A 17,570-nucleotide genomic window follows, 5' to 3' on the forward strand; every position below is an offset into this window, starting at 1 on the left:
AATGGTCAAAATGACAAAGGCGTTTACTCAATATAACTTTCTAATATTTTAAAGCCCTTAATAGTTTCCAATTCAACATGATCAACTACTTTTGGAAGCAGGATACACTCCCCCATTTTCACTTCATAATCTTGATTGTTGTATTTCAATGTGTAAGCTCCTTCTACACAAACATGTATTACAAATGAATCCAGTTTTGAATAATCTTTAGATACGCCTTTATCAAAATCCAATAAGTTAGTAGTAAAGTAAGGGCAGGTCACCAAATGAACAGTTTCATCTTTTGTTGGTGTGTATTTGGTTTTATATTCAGGATAATGTTTGTAGTCGATAGCTGCCAGGGCTTCTTCAACGTGTAATTCACGCTTATTACCTTTGTCATCCACACGGTCAAAATCATAAATACGGTAAGTAATATCTGATGTTTGCTGAATTTCAGCGATCAACAACCCTTTGCCGATCGTGTGCACCCTACCCGCAGGTAAAAAGAAAACATCGCCTGCTTTTACATCTTCCTTATTCAGCACATCTGTTAAATGCCCGCTGTTAAATGTATCTAAATATTCCTGTTGAGTTAATTCCTTATTAAAACCGGCAATCAGCGTTGAACCCGGATCAGCTTCGATAACATACCACATTTCGGTTTTACCGAATGAGTTATGACGCTCTTTTCCCAACTTATCATCCGGGTGAACCTGGATAGACAGATCTTCATTAGCATCAATAAACTTCACCAGCAAAGGGAAGATATTGCCAAAGTGATCATATACCTTTTTACCCACTAACTGGTCTTTATATTGCTCTAACAGGTCAGCTAATGACTGCCCTTTCAATTCACCATCAGCAATTACTGATACATCAGACTTTACACCTGATATTTCCCAGGTTTCGCCGCAATTAGGCAGGTCACCGAAATCTTTATGCAGGTAAGTATTGATCTTGTGCCCGCCCCAGATCTTGTCTTTGTAAATGGTTTTAAATTTTAAAGGGTATAATGTTGACATGGATTGTAGTATATATTAGTAGTTATCTATTAAAGTTTGTATTTGATTTATTAATTTAGGTAAGTAATCCTCTTTAGTTGACCATATAATTTTATAATCCAAACCAAAGTAATTATGGACAATTCTGTTTCTCATCCCTCGTATTTTATACCAATCTATTTCAGTATAAATTTCCTTTATTTCGTCAGGCAATCTATTAGCTGCTTCGCCAATTATCTCAAAGTTTCTTGTCACAGCATCGATAGTTTTACTATCTGCTATAAAATCTTCATAAGTTAAGCTTTGAGTGTAATTAACAATTTTCTCTGCGCTCTCAAGTATGTCTGATAACAGAAGTTTTGGGTGACGCTCAGACATAAATTATTTGTGGCTCTATTACGTCGAAATATTTTTGCTTTATGCCACCTCTCGATACAAGATCGACTTTACGGTTAAGTTTTTGTTCGAGTTCTTCAGCTAAGGTTACAAATTCTATTCCTATTTTCCCGTTAAACTCTACAATAATATCAATATCGCTTTCTTCAGTGAAATCATCACGCACTATCGATCCGAATAAGCCCATAGAGGCAATAGGATATTTCAATAAAAGCTCCGGCTTCAAAACAGCCAGCATATTTTTTATTTTATCCAGATCAACCATAAAACAAATATAGAAATTATAGAACTGCTTACTAAATTCTATAAAATGAATTAACAAAAAAGTCCGCATATTATCTACGCGGACTTTCATTTTATACTTAGTGATAAGTTATTTACCTAACTTCTTTTTCAGGTTATCGTTAATCGCTTCTAAAAACTCTTCGGTGTACAGGTAATCAGTACCGTGCTCTACTTTTGGTTTTATGGTGATAGCCAAATCTTTGGTCATTTTGCCGCTTTCAACAGTTTCGATACAAACTTCTTCTAAAGCTTTGCAGAAATCGATAAGCTCCTGATTGTTATCCAACAAACCACGGAATTCTAAACCACGTGTCCATGCAAAGATCGACGCAATTGGGTTGGTTGATGTAGGTCTGCCTGCCTGGTGCTCGCGGTAGTGGCGTGTTACTGTCCCGTGTGCTGCTTCAGCTTCCATTACAGTTCCATCAGGTGTAACTAAAGTTGAGGTCATTAAACCTAATGAACCAAAGCCTTGTGCTACTGTGTCCGACTGTACGTCGCCATCATAGTTTTTACAAGCCCAAACAAAGTTACCGTTCCATTTTAATGCAGAAGCAACCATGTCGTCAATTAAACGGTGCTCATAAGTGATACCGGCATCAGCAAATTTTTCTTTGTAATCGTTTTGGTAGATCTCTTCAAAAATATCTTTAAAACGGCCATCATATTTTTTCAGGATGGTATTTTTAGTAGATAAGTATAAAGGCCATCCTTTCATTAATGCCTGGTTAAAGCAAGCATGCGCGAAACCTTTGATAGATTCATCAGTATTGTACATTGCTAAAGCAACACCATCACCTTTAAAGTTAAACACTTCAAATGATTGCTCAGGGCTGCCATCTTCAGGTGTGAATTTGATGGTTAATTTACCTTTTCCTTTAGTTAAAAAATCGGTGGCACGGTATTGGTCACCAAAAGCGTGACGGCCTATACATATCGGAGCAGTCCAGTTTGGTACTAAACGCGGTACATTGTTCATTACAATTGGCTCACGGAAAACAGTACCATCTAATATATTACGGATAGTCCCGTTTGGTGATTTCCACATTTGTTTTAAGCCGAACTCCTCAACACGGGCCTCATCAGGTGTGATAGTAGCGCATTTAATACCCACACCATATTGTTTTATAGCGTTAGCAGCGTCGATAGTAACCTGGTCGTTAGTTTCATCACGGTACTCTAAACCCAGATCATAATACTTAATATCAAGGTCAAGGTAAGGTACTATCAGTTTATCTTTTATGAATTTCCATATAATGCGGGTCATTTCGTCCCCATCCAGTTCAACAACAGGATTTGCTACTTTAATTTTTGACATTGTAGATGCTATTTATTTTTAATGGAGTCAAATATATAAAATTGAACTTACCTGTTTAACTAAAAAAAGGTAAACATCAATTTATTTACATTATTGTTGTTTTTTCAGGATTTGGCGATAATTTCATGAATAGACATACGTCATTCATCTGGCTAAATCAACAAAAATAATAACTATATAGGTGTGAACGAGCTATACTTTTAGGCTTTTTTAATTTGGTGATATTTTGGCAAGGTTTTGGTACATTTATATACATTAACTAAAAACCTATGATTAACGACAATACAGATCCCGTTTTTGAAGACGACAGCGTGGATAGGGACAGAACCCTTAAAGATGAACTTGGCGAGACAATTGACTCCGAGCAATTAAAATATAATGCCGAAGATAACAGCTATGAGTACGATGTGAAAAGTAAAAATCCGGATTATGACCATCCTGATCCTTATAAAACTACCGCTAAAAATGGTGAAGATATGAACTCGACCTATGATGAGGCCAACCCTTATGATACCAGCGATGAGTACATCCCTAATGAATCATTAGAAACTGATGTGGACCAACTGGGCATGCATATCGGTGGCGAGGAAGAAGTTGAAATTGACCCGATTGATGAAATATTATCGCGCACACCGGAAGATGATCGTGATGACCTTGACGAAGAAGGTTATCCAAAAAACGACCGAAAATAAACAACCATATCTATAAAAATAAACGGCCCGGTTTGCTATAAACCGGGCCGTTTATTTTTTAATTTATTTACTAATCAAAATCAAGGTTAAAGCGCTTCTTCAATTCAGCAAGTTGAGGATTTTTTGTTGCCATGTACTGGTACTTTTCCTGGTTGGTGTATGGTTTTTTTACAACAACCTGTTCATCTACCCTTACATTTAATTCAATAGCGAAATTCTTCAAGTTGCTGCGTAAAAAGTTAAGGATGTACGGTTTCTCGTTAAAAAAAAGGCTTTCCTGCACTTTGTTACCCACAACAATTTCAAATTGATAGGGCTTTAACATTACCGGTGTATTCACGTTGAAGGCACTCAGCACATTATGTTTATTTTCGGATTTTAGCTTAGCTGCATAGTCCGTCCAATACTTCAAAAAGCTATCCATATCAAAATCTTCCCGGCTATCGCCTTTTAAATAAGGATCTTCTTCTTCCTCAACCATCGTTTGGGATTGCTTACCCCAATCTTTTAACGAGGGAATTTTTATCGAGGTAGATGGCGTATGCAGGTTAGGGATAAAAACTTTGGGCTTTTCAACTGTGGGTAGCGGCGTTTCTCTTATTGGTTCGACCGGTTTTTCAGCAGCTGGTTTATTTGGAACATAAGCTGTTGGAGCCTCTGTTAATACAGGTATAGTAGCCTGTGACGGGGCTTGTTCCTCTGCAGCAGGTTCTGATTTTACTGCGGAATCAGGTTTTTTTTTTAATTGCCCCTCTGCTGATGGCATTGTGTTTAGCGGCGTAGCAGCCAAATTAAAGGCCGATACCAAATGGCACATCTTGAGTAAGGCCAGTTCAACCTGTAAGCGCTGGTTCTTGCTCAGCTTATAACTTAGGTCGCATTGGTTAGCAATATTCATTGCCGATAGAAGAAATGATACTGTTGATGCCTGCGACTGTTGCAAGTATTTGGCTTTGATGCCCTCACTTACTTCTAATAATTTAAGTGTTGCGGAATCTTTACCCACCAATAAGTTTCGCAAATGTTCAGATAATCCTGATATGAAATGCGCGCCATCAAAACCGTTGTTTAATATTTCATCAAATAGCAGGAGTGTATTGGCAGTATCCTCTTTTAGTAAGCTATCGGTTACGTTAAAGTAGTAATCGTAGTCTAATATATTCAGGTTATCAATTACCGAGCGGTAAGTTACATTTCCGCCGGAAAAGCTTACGATCTGGTCGAACATGGATAATGCATCCCTTAAACCACCGTCAGCTTTTTGTGCGATGATGTGCAGGCCGTCCGGTTCGTAGCTGATGCTTTCTTTTTGAGCGATAGAAGCCAAATGATTAGCCATATCCTCTACCCTGATACGGTTAAAGTCAAATATCTGGCAACGGGAAAGTATGGTTGGCAATATTTTGTGCTTCTCGGTAGTAGCTAAAATAAAAATGGCGTAATGCGGTGGTTCTTCAAGCGTTTTTAAAAAAGCATTGAAAGCCGCCTGCGACAGCATGTGCACTTCATCAATAATATAAACCTTGTAGCGCACACCCTGCGGCGGTATGCGTACCTGCTCAATCAAACTCCGGATATCATCTACGGAGTTGTTTGACGCTGCATCCAGCTCATGAACGTTAAAGGAGTTACCATTTTGAAAGGAGCGGCAGGAATCACAGGTCCCGCAAGCCTCGCCGTTTGGCTGAAGATTGGTACAGTTTATTGTTTTCGCCAGGATACGCGCACAGGTGGTTTTACCCACACCGCGCGGCCCGCAAAATAAAAATGCCTGTGCCAGCTGATTATTCTTAATAGCGTTTTTTAGCGTATTAGTTATATGCTGCTGGCCTACAACACTTTCAAATGTAGACGGACGGTATTTACGCGCCGAAACAATAAAATTCTCCACAAGTGCTAAGATAATGAGAAATTACCGATGTTAAAATAGCTGTTGGGAAAAGAATCAAACGTTAAAATAAGGAATCGAGGCCTTTGCTATTGTGTCTGCGCTTTGGCTTTATAATTGCAATTATAATTACGTAAAAAAACCTAATTTAGGACCAAATACCACCGTTTTGACTAAAAGAAGCGACTCTAATTATATTCCGGCGCTAACTGGGGTGCGTGCCATGGCCGCTTACCTGGTTTTTATATCCCATTATTGCTATGTATTTGATGCTAATTTTCCCCACATTGTGCAACGTTTTTTTGGAGAGTTCCATATTGGGGTATCCATATTTTTTGTACTATCAGGTTTCCTGATCACTTTTCGCTATTATGATAAATTTACCAACCTGTCTAAAGATTGGTTTTTGCAATACCTCAAAAATCGTGTGGCGCGCATCTACCCTATGTATTTTTTGCTTACGTTAGCTGCATTTTTATATTATTTCATCACTAAAGATCCTATAGTTGTTCAAAAAAGCACCATCAACCCGGTTCTGCTAATGGTTTTAAATATTACGTTTATACGTGGTTTCTTTTACCAGTTTTGGGATACCGGTATTGCACAGGGCTGGTCTTTAACTGTAGAGGAATGCTTTTATTTCTCGGCGCCGATTATCTTCCTCATTGCCAAACGATATAATAAATTTTATATCCAACCGGTAATTATTACGCTGTTTGCTGTACTTATGGTGTTTATCTTCAGTCATGTAAACTGGTATGGCTTTTTTGGCAATTTCCCTTTTGTGTTGCTATTTACTTTTTTCGGGCGGTGTTTTGAGTTTTTTGTAGGTGTGCAACTGGCCCGTATTATGCTCAAAAAAGGCTTTGAGCGTAAAACTAATCTACCTTTTACTTACGGCGGTTTAATATTGGTATTTCTTTGCGTGTTGGCGATGGCATTTCAACCTATCCCGGCAGGCTGGGCAGCAGGTTTAGAAAGTCCGGTTGGCATCATCACCAATAATTACTTTTTGTGCATAGCGGTTGCTTTGTTCTTCTATGGTATTTTAACTGAGGGCACTATTTTTAAAAAAATTCTTGCTTTGCCTTTTATAGAACTTCTGGGCAAAAGCTCCTACATTTTTTACCTGATACATCTGGGATGGATGGAGACTTTGATCCGTAATACTTGCGATTCATTAAACGACCACGTATTCAGCTTATATGACAAATGGGGCGTTAACTGGCACTCTCCTTTTGAATACGATTGGCTTAATTTGTTGTATGCATTTATCATTCTGAATATCATATCCGTAACCTTATTTAAGCTGATTGAGGAACCTTTGAACCATTTTATACGTAAATCAGATTTCCTGATCAAAAACAAGCCCAGGAACCCGGAAAATATCGCTCAAAAAATTAAATCCTAAATTGAAAAGATACACAGTGAAAAAAGTCATTAAATATTTAATTTTCCTAATTTGCTTTATAACCATCGCAGGCTTAGGTCGCGTTAGGGCACAGGTTATCCCCCCGGATTTGATGCGCCGCGATACTGCTAATCAAAAAGATGCTGAAAATGACGACAGTGATGTAGATAATAACGCCAACGACATATCAACCCAACTATTTGCGGGTGATAAAAATGCAATATTTGACGGCAAGGCCCAATATACCTATGTAGTAAAAAATCCGACCAACAAAAATCAGGTTGGTACAGTATCATATCAGGTACTTACCGAAACAGGTGCAAAGCTAAATCATGAATCATTTAGCGTAAATATTTCAAGAAAAAGCTCTGGAAGCTACACCTTCCAGATACCTGAATACAAGCCGGGCTTTTACAAAGTTAATTTTATGGTAAATGTGACCGATTATGACGATACTACCCGTCGTGCTTTTGGCATAAAACCTGACAATATAAGATCCGATTATGCTAAGCCTGGCGATTTTGACGAGTTTTGGAAAGAAACAAAAACAGAACTTGCCGAAGTAAGACCTGATTTTAAAGTGACCTTGCTTCCGGATTCAGCTAAAGATAACCGTAAAGTATACCTGTTCGAAATGAAATCCTTCGGGGGTTTAACCATTCGCGGTTATTTAACTGAACCAAACACCAGCAATAAACATAAAAAATTCGCGGTGTTATTAGGGTTACCAGGTTACCAGGTCGGACTGCATCCAATGTACGGAACAGATAATGACCTGGCTATCATTACGCTTAACGTTCGCGGACAGGGTAACAGCCGGGATGTAATCCATACCCTGCGCGATGAGTATATTTTTTATCATATAGAAGATAAAAACAGGTATGTGATGCGCGGTGTTATCATGGACTGTGTAAGGGCTGTAGACTTTATATTTTCACGCCCGGAGCTTGATCATGATAAGATCATGGTATCAGGCGGTAGTATGGGCGGATTTTTGGCTATCGCGACAGCAGCCTTGGACAAACGCGTGGCGTTGTGCTCGGCTCAAAACCCCATCCTGAGTGACGTTTTTAACCTGCAGGGCGAGGTAAATTGGCCCTTGGATGATATTAATCGATATATTAAAACAAAACCGGGATTGACCTTAAATAAGGTATTGCAAAATTTAAGTTATTTCGATACCAAAAACTTTGCTTCGGAAGTGAAATGCCCTACACTGATAGGAATGGGTTTGTTGGATCCTATTATTCCGCCAAATAATGTTTACGTGGATTATAACAATGTAACCGCTAAAAAACATTTGATCATATTCCGCGATTTGGGGCATGAAGTTGGCAGGGTATACAAAAATTACGAGGGCCGCTGGATGCGCGATACCTTCGGATTATTTTAACAAAAAAAAAGAAAAATGATAAGAATTGCAATGCAATCTCCGGGAAAGAAATTAGTGTGTGCGACAGTTTGCCTGCTACTCTTTATACTACCATCAACAATTGTAAAGGCTGATGATATAACCTTTACAGCGACGCCGACAAGTAAGGACGCATTGTTTAAAAGTGGAGAACCTATACAATATAATATCAGCCTTATAAACTCCTTACCAACTCCGGAGAACGGTAAGATTACCTACCGTATTACCAATATGAATGGTAAGTTTTTAGCCGAAGATTCTATTTCAATTAAACTTGCTGCCAATGGCGATAAACAATTGTTATTGAATATGCCATCACGCCAGGTTGGTTTTTACAAAATAAGGGTAATGATTAATGTATCTGATTATGACGATACCATACGTCGCGCTTTTGGTGTAGATGTTGACAGGATCAGGTCAGCCTATGCAAAGCCTGCTGACTTTGATCAGTTTTGGAATAATGCCAAAGCTGAATTAGCGAAGGTAAAACCAAACTTTAGGATGACGGAAATGCGTGATTCCATTACTAAGGATAACCGCAAGCTTTATTTGGTTGAAATGCAATCGCTGGATAATATCACTGTAAGGGCATGGCTAACTATTCCTATCTCTAAAAACAAGAACAAGAAATTTGCTGTACTATTAGGCTTACCCGGTTACCAGGTAAATTTAAAACCCGGATATGGCGATGACCCGGATATCGCGGTGATGTATCTTAACGTGCGCGGGCAAGGCAATAGTCGCGATGTGATCCATACAGACAGAACAGGTTTTATCTCTTACAATATTGAGGATAAAGATAAATATGTGATGCGTGGCGTAATAATGGATTGCATACGTGCCATAGATTTTCTTTACACAAGGCCTGAATTAGATAAAGACAAGATCATTATAACGGGTGGTAGTATGGGGGCTTATCTTGCCGCAGCTACAGCTGGGTTGGATCACAGAGTTAAAGTTTACTCTATTCAAAACCCTATTTTATGTGATGTACGTAACCTGCCTGTAAGCGAATGGCCAATGAAGGACATTATACATTATGCCACGATAAGGCCTGAATTAACTGCAGATAAAGTATATGATATTTTAGATTACTATGATGCTAAAAACTTTGCGCCAGGCATAAACGCTAATGTTTTAGTTGGCGCAGGTTTTCTTGATAATTTAGCACCACCACAAACGGTTTATGCTTTTTATAATAGCATTCAAAAAGATAAAAGAATTATGGTATATGACAATTTAGGCCATGAAGTTGGGCCAAGCTATGTCTTATACCAGGGACGTTGGAGCCGTGACCTATTTGGCATGTTTTAGCTCTATCGAACCGAAATAAAAAACTCAACGTATAACGCTCTCGAAACTCACAACAAATGATAACAACTTTTACCAGGTCTTTAAAATATGTAATTGTAATTGCGGTTTTAACTGTGCTTACGCAAAACCTGTCCTATGCGGGTGGTTTCCCGATAAGGCCGGGAAGACTGATCCTGTCACCATCAGTGACCTACTTTTTTGCTGATAAACAGTGGGACTCAACCGGGGTAAAAAAGTCATTTCCTGATAATGGCAAGTTTACCTCCATCAGCATTTCACTTTATGCTGAATATGGTATCTCCAGAAGATTTAGCGCGGTTGCATTAGTTCCATATGTAATCAACGAATTTAAACAAACTAACTACGATCAAAAATATTCCGGTTTAACTGACGCAGAAACAGGTTTAAAATATTACCTGGCGAATATTAATTACGTTTATTACTTCTCATTACAAGCCACCGCTATTACGCCAATGTACAAGAATCCAACTAATGGCGGTCCTTTGTTAGGTTATGGTACTGAGGGCGCTGAGCTTAAATTATCATTTGCAGGCAGCGGAACATTATTTGACAGGAGCTATTACTTTAACATAGATAATGGTGTAAGGCAATATTTTGGCACTGCCGGCCCACTGCAATATCGCTATAATGGCACATTCGGACTTACACTCGACAGGCAATTTAAGGAGCAGATTTCAGCCTCATTCGGCGGATTTTATTCGATAAGTACTGATAAGAATTTCAATGACCCGAACCCAACCTTAACCAAGAATTTTCAGTTTAGCCAGGTATCTATTAGCTACGGGCATGCTTTTAGCCACCAGTTGTCTTTATTCTTAACCGGCGGGCAGTTTGTTATAGGCAAAAACACCGGTGATGGTACCAGTGCCTCGTTAGCGTTTGTATATAGATTGGGAAATTAACAGTAGAGGAAGAAATTATTTCTTCAACCAGCCAAACACTGATGCAAAAACGATTACGGTAGCAATACCCATAATTATATCGCCTATTTCTGCGCTGTAGCGAAAATCAGCAAAACGCAGGTAAATACCTACAAGTCCAATAGCAACAGCAACTATAATAATTGCAACATTTGGTAATGATTTATCTTCGCTTTCGTCAATTAAGTTCATGCTTGTTTTTATTAAGTGAGCAAAAATATAAATGTTTAACGTAAATCTCTAATTTCTTTTCAAGAGATTAGAGATTTACCATGTTAACGTTATGCTATAATACGTTTAATGTCGGCAATTACCCTATCCGCCAGTTTAGCGGCATTTTCCATTGACTCTGCTTCCGCATAAATCCTGATCACCGGTTCTGTATTTGATTTACGAAGGTGTACCCATTGCTTATCAAATTCTATCTTTAAACCGTCAATGGTACTGTATGGTTGATGTTGGTATTTAATTTCCATTTGCTTTAATAAGCCATCAATATCCATGCCTTCTGTTAGCGTAATCTTGTTTTTGGAAATATAGTATGCAGGATATGTTGCACGTAATTCACTTACAGTTTTACCGGTTTTAGCTAAATAAGTTAAAAATAAAGCTATTCCCACTAAAGCATCACGGCCATAGTGTAATTCCGGATAAATTATTCCACCATTACCTTCGCCGCCGATAACCGCGTCGGTTTCTTTCATTTTAGTTACCACATTTACCTCACCTACTGCGGATGCATTGTATACGCCACCATTCTGCTCTGTAACATCACGTAAGGCGCGAGTTGAAGACAAATTTGATACCGTATTGCCGGGATTGCTTTGCAGGATGTAATCAGCAACTGTAACCAACGTATATTCCTCGCCAAACATAGCTCCGTTTTCGTCAACAAAACAAAGGCGGTCTACATCCGGATCAACCGCAATCCCTAAATTGGCTTTAGTTTCTTTTACTTTGGCTGATAATGTAACCAGGTTTTCCGGCAACGGTTCAGGATTATGCGGAAACTGGCCATCAGGCGTACAGTATAATTCTTCTATTTGTGTAACGCCTAAAGCATTCAGCAAAGCAGGCACAAATATGCCGCCTGATGAGTTTACGCAATCAATAACTACTTTAAAGTTCGCTTTACGAACAGTAGCAACATCAACTAAAGGCAAAGCCAGAATTTTGTCGATATGTTTTTGCAGGTAAGTATCATCAGTAGTTATTTTACCGATATAGTCTACTTCAGCAAAGTACAAATCGCTATCTTCTGCTATTGCTAATACAGCCTGGCCCTCAGCGTCACTTATAAATTCACCCTGGGAGTTCAATAACTTCAATGCGTTCCATTGTTTAGGATTATGGCTCGCGGTAATGATGATACCGCCGCCCGCCTTTTCATCAGGCACAGCAACCTCAACAGTTGGTGTTGTGGATAAGCCAATATCTACTACATTGATGCCAATGCTCATCAGCGTACCTATAACCAGGTTCTTCACCATTTCGCCCGAGATACGTGCATCACGCCCAACAACCACTTTGTTGATGCCGTTAGTTTGCAATACCCAACGCCCGTAGGCAGCCGTGTACTTAACAATGTCATTTGGGGTAAGGCCATCACCGGGCTTACCGCCTATAGTTCCCCTGATACCAGAGATCGATTTAATTAAAGTCATGGGTTAAAATTTTTTTTAGAATTTCCACCTTACAAATGCTTCCATAGCTTCATACTCGGCTAAGCCAAGCTGGTTATAAATTTTAGCGGTTTCACTGGTACGGTCTTCAGCACGTACCCAAAACTCACGGGCATCATCACCCGGGAAAACCGGCCTGTCCTTTTGCGATTGGTGCTTGAAGATAGCTAAGCGCTTGCGCTCCACTTCTTCAGGCGATAGCGGCACACACATCTCAATCTCGTATGTTTCAAACTCGAACCAGGCACCACGGTATAACCATAGCCAGCAATCTTTTACCCAATCCTCCGTTTTGCCCAGGCGTTTTAATGCCTCTAAAATAATATTGAAACAAGTTTCATGCGTACCATGCGGATCAGCAAAATCGCCCGCGGCATAAACCTGGTGGGGCTTTACTTGCTGCAATAAAGTCATGGTTTGCTGGATGTCATCTTCGTAGGATACTTTTTTGCTCACCTTGCGCCTATCGTAAAACGGCAGGTTTTGAAAATGGATATGATCATCGTTCAAACCAACAAAACGTGCTCCGGCAATAGCTTCGCCTTTTCGTATCAAACCTTTAATGGTTTGCAGTTCTTCAGTATCGGTTTGGTTAGGCTGTTTGGTATCAATGAACTCACGGGTATTGGTATAAAGTTTTTGCAAATCATCATAAGCTAAATTTTGTGACTTAGTGAAATCCACCGCAAATTCAATAAACCGTAACGCGTCATCATCCCAAACCGCGGAGTTGCCTGATGTTTGGTAAGCAACATGTACATCATGCCCCTGGTCTGCCAAACGTATGAAAGTGCCGCCCATTGAGATTACGTCATCATCCGGGTGAGGCGAAAATACGATCACCCGCTTTTTAGCCGGATTTGCACGCTCAGGGCGTTGACTATCGTCCGCATTGGGTTTACCGCCCGGCCAGCCGGTTATGGTATGCTGGAGTTTATTAAATATATGTATGTTAATGTTATAAACCGGTCCTTTTTCCGTAGCCAGTTGCGCCATGCCGTGGGTGTTATAATCATCCTCGGTAAGCTTTAATATTGGTTTATTTAGCGTTTTTGATAGCCAGATCACTGCCTTTTTGATTAATTGTTCTGTCCAGATGCAATCCTTTACCAGCCAAGGCGTATTAAAACGGGTTAGTTCTGATGCTGCTTCCGTATCTACAATAAACTCCACATGATCTGATAACTGCAGGTAGGTTGCCGGTACATCGGCAGAAATCTCACCTTCAACTGCTTTTTTAAGGATAGGCGCTTTTTTGGCGCTCCATGCCATCAGGATGATTTCACGGGCTTTGAAAATGGTACCGATGCCCATGGTTATGGCTTTGGTTGGCACGTTAGCTTTTCCACCAAAATCATGCGAAGCATCGCTGCGTGTTAATTCATCTAAGGAAATTAAACGTGTACCCGAATTTGGCGCGGAACCAGGCTCATTAAAACCAATGTGGCCGGTGCGCCCTATACCCAATATCTGTATATCCAAACCGCCTAAGCTCGAGATTTTTTGTTCGTAAGCCAGGCAATAAGCAGCGATATCTTCTTGTTTTAATGTACCATCAGGAATGTGTACATTGGTTGGATCAATATCCACATGGCCAAACAAATGCTCTTTCATAAAAGCATTGTAGCTTTGATTTGCCGATGGCATCATCGGATAATACTCATCCAAATTAAAGGTGATCACATTTTTAAAGCTCAATCCTTCTTCATTGTGTAAGCGTACCAGCTCATTGTAAACAGCAATTGGGGTTACACCAGTAGCAAGCCCTAAAACGGCATTTTCACCTTTGGCAGCTTTTTTTTGGATGACAGCCGATATGCGTTTGGCAACTGTTTTAGATGCGGTAAGTTTATCGGGGTATACCGTTACCGGTAGTTTTTCAAATCTTGTTTCTTCTAAAAGATTTAAACGTGGCATATATGTTTTTATTAGGTAGATGTATTATTTTCAGGCATTTTACTTTATCGAAGGCACATCAAATTTATTATAAAGCTTAGCCCATTCAGTTTGAACAATGTTGTCAAGCTGCGCTCTGTTTAACTCTAGCATTTTAAACAATTGCATCTGGGCACGAGTGCGCTGCAGGTTATGGCCCTCAAAGTAGGTTTTGTAATAAACATCCCCCTCTAAATAATCAGTTAAGAACCGGATAGATTGCATGTAGGGCAATAGTAATACGCCCATCATTAACGACATCAACTCGTAATCTGTTAAAAATGAATTAGTTTGACTCAGATAGCCTTTAGTAAATTCTTCAAAAAGAGGAACGTTTAACTGTACTTTATTTAAATCAGCCTCATCTTCAACAGTTGTATTAATTATACTGCGGATGGCGTCGCCAAAATCAAAGGCAACATAACCCGGCATTACGGTATCCAAATCAATTACACACTGAATATTATTTTGCTGATCAAGCAGGATATTGTTGAATTTGGTATCGTTATGGGTAATACGCACAGGTAACAAACCAGCTTTGCCAAGCTTGGGAATTTCATTCATTGGAACTTCCCAACTCTTCAGAAAATCAACTTCGGTTTTAACACTTGCTAATCTTCCAAGTTTATCGTCCTGAATGGCTTGCTTAAAATCTTTCTGCCTTTTCTCAATATTTAAAAAATCCGGAATAGTATCAATCAACAATTTTGGGTCAAGATCAGATAATAAATATTGAAATTTTCCAAAAGCTACACCGCCTTGCTCTGCCTGTTGGCGCGTAGTTACCAGGTCGTAACTTATCGTATCGTTTAAAAAGCAGGTCATACGCCAGTAGTTTCCTTGGTCATCTTTTATATAATACTTACCGCTTTTAGCTGGTATAAGCGTTAAAACCTCTTTATCAGGGTTACCGCCTGCCTTGCTTACTTTTTGTTTAAGATGGTTAACAACATAAAGCATATTGTTCATTAGCCCATCAATATCCTTAAAAACAAAACTGTTTATTTTTTGCAAAAGATATCCCGGATGTTCCCCTGTTTTACTTTTAACCAGGAATGTATCATTAATATGTCCCGACCCGAAATTACTAATTTCGAAATCCTCACCCTCGGTATTAAAATGTGCAATGATGTCGTTAAAATTATATGGCATTGCGTTGTTATTCATATCTATTAATATTCCTGTTGGCTCTATTTAGTGAATAATTTAAAATATAATACAAATATAATATATTTTTGCGTGTCCGTACACACATATTTTAATTTAACACACGTTTAATTATTTATCGTTTGTTTTAGCTATAAAGGTTTGGCGTTCATTACTTTCACTTCAAACGGAGCCAACTTTACTGTAAAGGTCTCCCCATTATATAATTGTGTATGCGTTTTGATCATTGCATTATAAAAAACATAGTTGCTGCTATAACCATTAGGTATATCCAACGCCTTTTTCACATTAACTACAAATGTTTTGCTATGCGATGTCGGATTGCGTAAAGTTAATACACCTTTTTCGCCCGACCAGCCAGCATATCCATATACCTCGCCTTTTGATGGATCGCCGCCTACCCAATGTGTATCGGCCAGTTGCTCTGCGTGTGCCTTTGACCAGCTGGAAGCATCACGGATGCAATCCCAATCTGTTGAGTTTAGCTTATGCGGATTCACATATAATTCCTGCAAACTGGTACCATTACCAAAAAATGCCCAAATCTCATCGCTGATGTCTTTATTATCAGTTTCTAATGTACCCGGTAAACCAAGGTCGGCAATACAAATACCGTGATACATAATGGAGTTTAATGGAAACAAAGGCGCCCTTTTTACAACATTTTTGTATGCCTGCTCATCTTTGTAAGTTATCCACTGCTGCCTTTTAGGGCCTTCACCATCTAATCCGGTATCGTCTCCTGCGCGCCAAATAGCATCGCCATATTTCAGCCAATAAACTGATGGCCAGGTACCAACCGTTAAGCTAAGGTATAAATCAGGTTTTTCACTACGTAATTCAGTTAACAGATTTAAAAAAGCTTCAATATCCTTTTGATATTTGATGCTTGCCCCACTGGCACCATTACCTGCACCTACCCCATCAAACTTAAATATGCTGATGTTATAATCCTTAATAAACGAAGTGGTTACGGATCTGAAACGTTTGTAATAATTAGGACCGGTTAATGAGAAGCCATTTTCATTTGTCTCAAATGGTGGGGTTTGTTTTGCACCGTAAGCCAATCTTTGTTTTTGATGCTCATTATATCCACCCCAAGGCGAAATCCATACACCGAGTGTTGAATTAGCATCTTTAGCCGCTTTAGCTTCCTTATGGAAACCCTTTGAGAAACCTGAGTTAAATTGCCACAAAGTTTTCGTATCATCCCAACCATCATCAAATAAAAATGCTTTAAGTTTTACCCCACGTTTGTCTATCAGGCTATCTTTAAATCCATTTATACGATCAAGGCAAACAGAATCATTCAGTTTACGATCATCCCAGGATATGTCAAACCAGGAGTTATAGTGCAAAAACTGCCTGTAAGGTACCGCCCGTTCGCGCTCAATATAGTATAAAAACCCACGACGCAATTGCCCGGCTGGTGTTGTACCCCAAACCGATGAAATTGTTAATGGCGCATTATTGTAAACCGCATTTAAACGCGGCAGGTAAATAGAATAGCTGCTTTTACCTTTATCAGTCTGGCTCATGGGGTGTTCTAATGAAAAGAACATATTGTTATGCACCAATGGCGAGCCATCAACAGTGCCCTCTTTTTTTATGCTGATGAAGGAGGGTAATTGAACTAGTGTTATCTTATCAATCTTTATAGAATCTGAAGCAATAAAAGTAAATATCTGGCGAACATAGTTCGCGCCATTCAACAGGCTTGCTTCCCAATGGATTTTGAGTCCAAGCGTTTTATTTTCCAGATCAGCAGTCAGCTTTTTGCCGGGTAAGTTGTTAGCTTCCTTAATAGCATCTTTATCGCCAACTATATCAGCAATGGTTACCGGACCAGCCAATTGAAAATCATTTGAATTAATGATTTCCCCTGCTATTGATAATGAAAACAATACATTTTTACCTACCGGTAAATTATCGTGGTTTTGCTTATCTTCAAAACCAACAATGTTTAGTTTACCGCCATTGGTTGAGAAACTCATGGCTAATGCATTGTCCAGTAAACTAACAGTGTTACCTATTTTCTTTACCGAAGCAATGCCGGGCTGATTGCCCGGGTAACCAACCCGGGCAAATGCTTTAGATCCGGCAATCAAACCAATCAATAAACAAAAACAAAAAATTTTCTTATACAT

Annotated in this window: 15 protein-coding genes; 5 read left to right on the plus strand and 10 right to left on the minus strand. The window is 39.2% G+C overall.

The features are described 5' to 3' along the window. Window positions 1-23: 23 nt before the first annotated feature. From ACYZ0U_RS15445 to ACYZ0U_RS15460, 4 genes are read right to left on the minus strand one after another with little or no spacing between them, the layout of a single operon-like run. Window positions 24-1,004: a type I phosphomannose isomerase catalytic subunit gene (locus ACYZ0U_RS15445; RefSeq protein ID WP_461453438.1), complete on the minus strand. Its 981-nt coding sequence runs from the start codon at window positions 1,002-1,004 to the stop codon at window positions 24-26. Between the two features lie 15 nt (window positions 1,005-1,019). Then, complete coding sequence (locus tag ACYZ0U_RS15450) at window positions 1,020-1,361, minus strand: HepT-like ribonuclease domain-containing protein (protein ID WP_461453439.1); 342 nt, start codon at window positions 1,359-1,361, stop codon at window positions 1,020-1,022. After that, complete coding sequence (locus ACYZ0U_RS15455) at window positions 1,354-1,734, minus strand: nucleotidyltransferase family protein (protein ID WP_461453440.1); 381 nt, start codon at window positions 1,732-1,734, stop codon at window positions 1,354-1,356. The genes ACYZ0U_RS15450 and ACYZ0U_RS15455 overlap by 8 nt, the downstream gene beginning before the upstream one ends. A gap of 18 nt (window positions 1,735-1,752) precedes the next feature. Then, on the minus strand, window positions 1,753-2,982 hold the full coding sequence (locus ACYZ0U_RS15460) for an NADP-dependent isocitrate dehydrogenase (RefSeq protein WP_461453441.1): 1,230 nt from the start codon (window positions 2,980-2,982) through the stop codon (window positions 1,753-1,755). 269 nt (window positions 2,983-3,251) lie between these two features. On the opposite strand from ACYZ0U_RS15460, the gene ACYZ0U_RS15465 reads away from it, so the two are divergent. Continuing rightward, entirely contained in the window at window positions 3,252-3,674 is a 423-nt protein-coding gene (locus ACYZ0U_RS15465) for a hypothetical protein (RefSeq protein WP_461453442.1), read from the plus strand. 70 nt (window positions 3,675-3,744) lie between these two features. Here ACYZ0U_RS15465 and ACYZ0U_RS15470 read toward each other — a convergent pair whose 3' ends face one another. Continuing rightward, window positions 3,745-5,565, minus strand: coding sequence for a DNA polymerase III subunit gamma/tau (locus ACYZ0U_RS15470; protein WP_461453443.1), 1,821 nt, complete (start codon window positions 5,563-5,565; stop codon window positions 3,745-3,747). Window positions 5,566-5,731: 166 nt separating this feature from the next. Here ACYZ0U_RS15470 and ACYZ0U_RS15475 point away from each other — a divergent pair, with 166 nt between their 5' ends. From ACYZ0U_RS15475 to ACYZ0U_RS15490, 4 genes are read left to right on the plus strand one after another with little or no spacing between them, the layout of a single operon-like run. Next, a complete protein-coding gene (locus ACYZ0U_RS15475) occupies window positions 5,732-6,973 on the plus strand; it encodes an acyltransferase family protein (protein ID WP_461453444.1) in 1,242 nt (413 codons plus the stop codon). 16 nt (window positions 6,974-6,989) lie between these two features. Continuing rightward, window positions 6,990-8,366, plus strand: coding sequence for an acetylxylan esterase (locus ACYZ0U_RS15480; RefSeq protein WP_461453445.1), 1,377 nt, complete (start codon window positions 6,990-6,992; stop codon window positions 8,364-8,366). Window positions 8,367-8,381: 15 nt separating this feature from the next. Beyond that, window positions 8,382-9,698 carry an acetylxylan esterase gene (locus ACYZ0U_RS15485; RefSeq protein WP_461453446.1) on the plus strand — a complete coding sequence of 439 codons (1,317 nt, stop codon included), beginning with the start codon at window positions 8,382-8,384 and terminating at the stop codon, window positions 9,696-9,698. Window positions 9,699-9,754: 56 nt separating this feature from the next. Continuing rightward, window positions 9,755-10,621: a hypothetical protein gene (locus ACYZ0U_RS15490; protein WP_461453447.1), complete on the plus strand. Its 867-nt coding sequence runs from the start codon at window positions 9,755-9,757 to the stop codon at window positions 10,619-10,621. Between the two features lie 15 nt (window positions 10,622-10,636). On the opposite strand, the gene ACYZ0U_RS15495 is transcribed toward ACYZ0U_RS15490, so the two are convergent. The 5 genes from ACYZ0U_RS15495 to ACYZ0U_RS15515 form a co-directional block, all read right to left on the minus strand. Beyond that, window positions 10,637-10,831 (minus strand): hypothetical protein, encoded by a 195-nt coding sequence (locus ACYZ0U_RS15495; RefSeq protein WP_461453448.1) that lies wholly within the window; start codon window positions 10,829-10,831, stop codon window positions 10,637-10,639. Between the two features lie 89 nt (window positions 10,832-10,920). Then, entirely contained in the window at window positions 10,921-12,303 is a 1,383-nt protein-coding gene (gene glmM, locus ACYZ0U_RS15500; protein WP_461453449.1) for a phosphoglucosamine mutase, read from the minus strand. A 15-nt stretch (window positions 12,304-12,318) separates the two neighbouring features. Beyond that, on the minus strand, window positions 12,319-14,238 hold the full coding sequence (gene nagB, locus ACYZ0U_RS15505; RefSeq protein ID WP_461453450.1) for a glucosamine-6-phosphate deaminase: 1,920 nt from the start codon (window positions 14,236-14,238) through the stop codon (window positions 12,319-12,321). 39 nt (window positions 14,239-14,277) lie between these two features. Next, window positions 14,278-15,423, minus strand: a complete 1,146-nt coding sequence (locus ACYZ0U_RS15510; RefSeq protein WP_461453451.1) for a phosphotransferase enzyme family protein — start codon at window positions 15,421-15,423, stop codon at window positions 14,278-14,280. A 131-nt stretch (window positions 15,424-15,554) separates the two neighbouring features. Continuing rightward, a complete protein-coding gene (locus ACYZ0U_RS15515) occupies window positions 15,555-17,570 on the minus strand; it encodes an alpha-amylase family protein (RefSeq protein ID WP_461453452.1) in 2,016 nt (671 codons plus the stop codon).

It is taken from the genome of Mucilaginibacter sp., assembly GCF_965225845.1.
Classification (GTDB): Bacteria; Bacteroidota; Bacteroidia; order Sphingobacteriales; family Sphingobacteriaceae; genus Mucilaginibacter.

Excerpts from the sequence above, each read along its gene's own strand:
- ACYZ0U_RS15445 (WP_461453438.1), bottom strand. The coding sequence starts at position 1,004 with ATGTCAACATTATACCCTTTAAAATTTAAAACCATTTACAAAGACAAG.
- nagB (WP_461453450.1), bottom strand. The coding sequence starts at position 14,238 with ATGCCACGTTTAAATCTTTTAGAAGAAACAAGATTTGAAAAACTACCG.
- ACYZ0U_RS15510 (WP_461453451.1), bottom strand. The coding sequence starts at position 15,423 with ATGAATAACAACGCAATGCCATATAATTTTAACGACATCATTGCACAT.
- ACYZ0U_RS15460 (WP_461453441.1), bottom strand. The coding sequence starts at position 2,982 with ATGTCAAAAATTAAAGTAGCAAATCCTGTTGTTGAACTGGATGGGGAC.
- ACYZ0U_RS15485 (WP_461453446.1), top strand. The coding sequence starts at position 8,382 with ATGATAAGAATTGCAATGCAATCTCCGGGAAAGAAATTAGTGTGTGCG.
- ACYZ0U_RS15490 (WP_461453447.1), top strand. The coding sequence starts at position 9,755 with ATGATAACAACTTTTACCAGGTCTTTAAAATATGTAATTGTAATTGCG.
- ACYZ0U_RS15450 (WP_461453439.1), bottom strand. The coding sequence starts at position 1,361 with ATGTCTGAGCGTCACCCAAAACTTCTGTTATCAGACATACTTGAGAGC.
- glmM (WP_461453449.1), bottom strand. The coding sequence starts at position 12,303 with ATGACTTTAATTAAATCGATCTCTGGTATCAGGGGAACTATAGGCGGT.
- ACYZ0U_RS15455 (WP_461453440.1), bottom strand. The coding sequence starts at position 1,734 with ATGAAAGTCCGCGTAGATAATATGCGGACTTTTTTGTTAATTCATTTT.
- ACYZ0U_RS15495 (WP_461453448.1), bottom strand. The coding sequence starts at position 10,831 with ATGAACTTAATTGACGAAAGCGAAGATAAATCATTACCAAATGTTGCA.
- ACYZ0U_RS15465 (WP_461453442.1), top strand. The coding sequence starts at position 3,252 with ATGATTAACGACAATACAGATCCCGTTTTTGAAGACGACAGCGTGGAT.
- ACYZ0U_RS15515 (WP_461453452.1), bottom strand. The coding sequence starts at position 17,570 with ATGTATAAGAAAATTTTTTGTTTTTGTTTATTGATTGGTTTGATTGCC.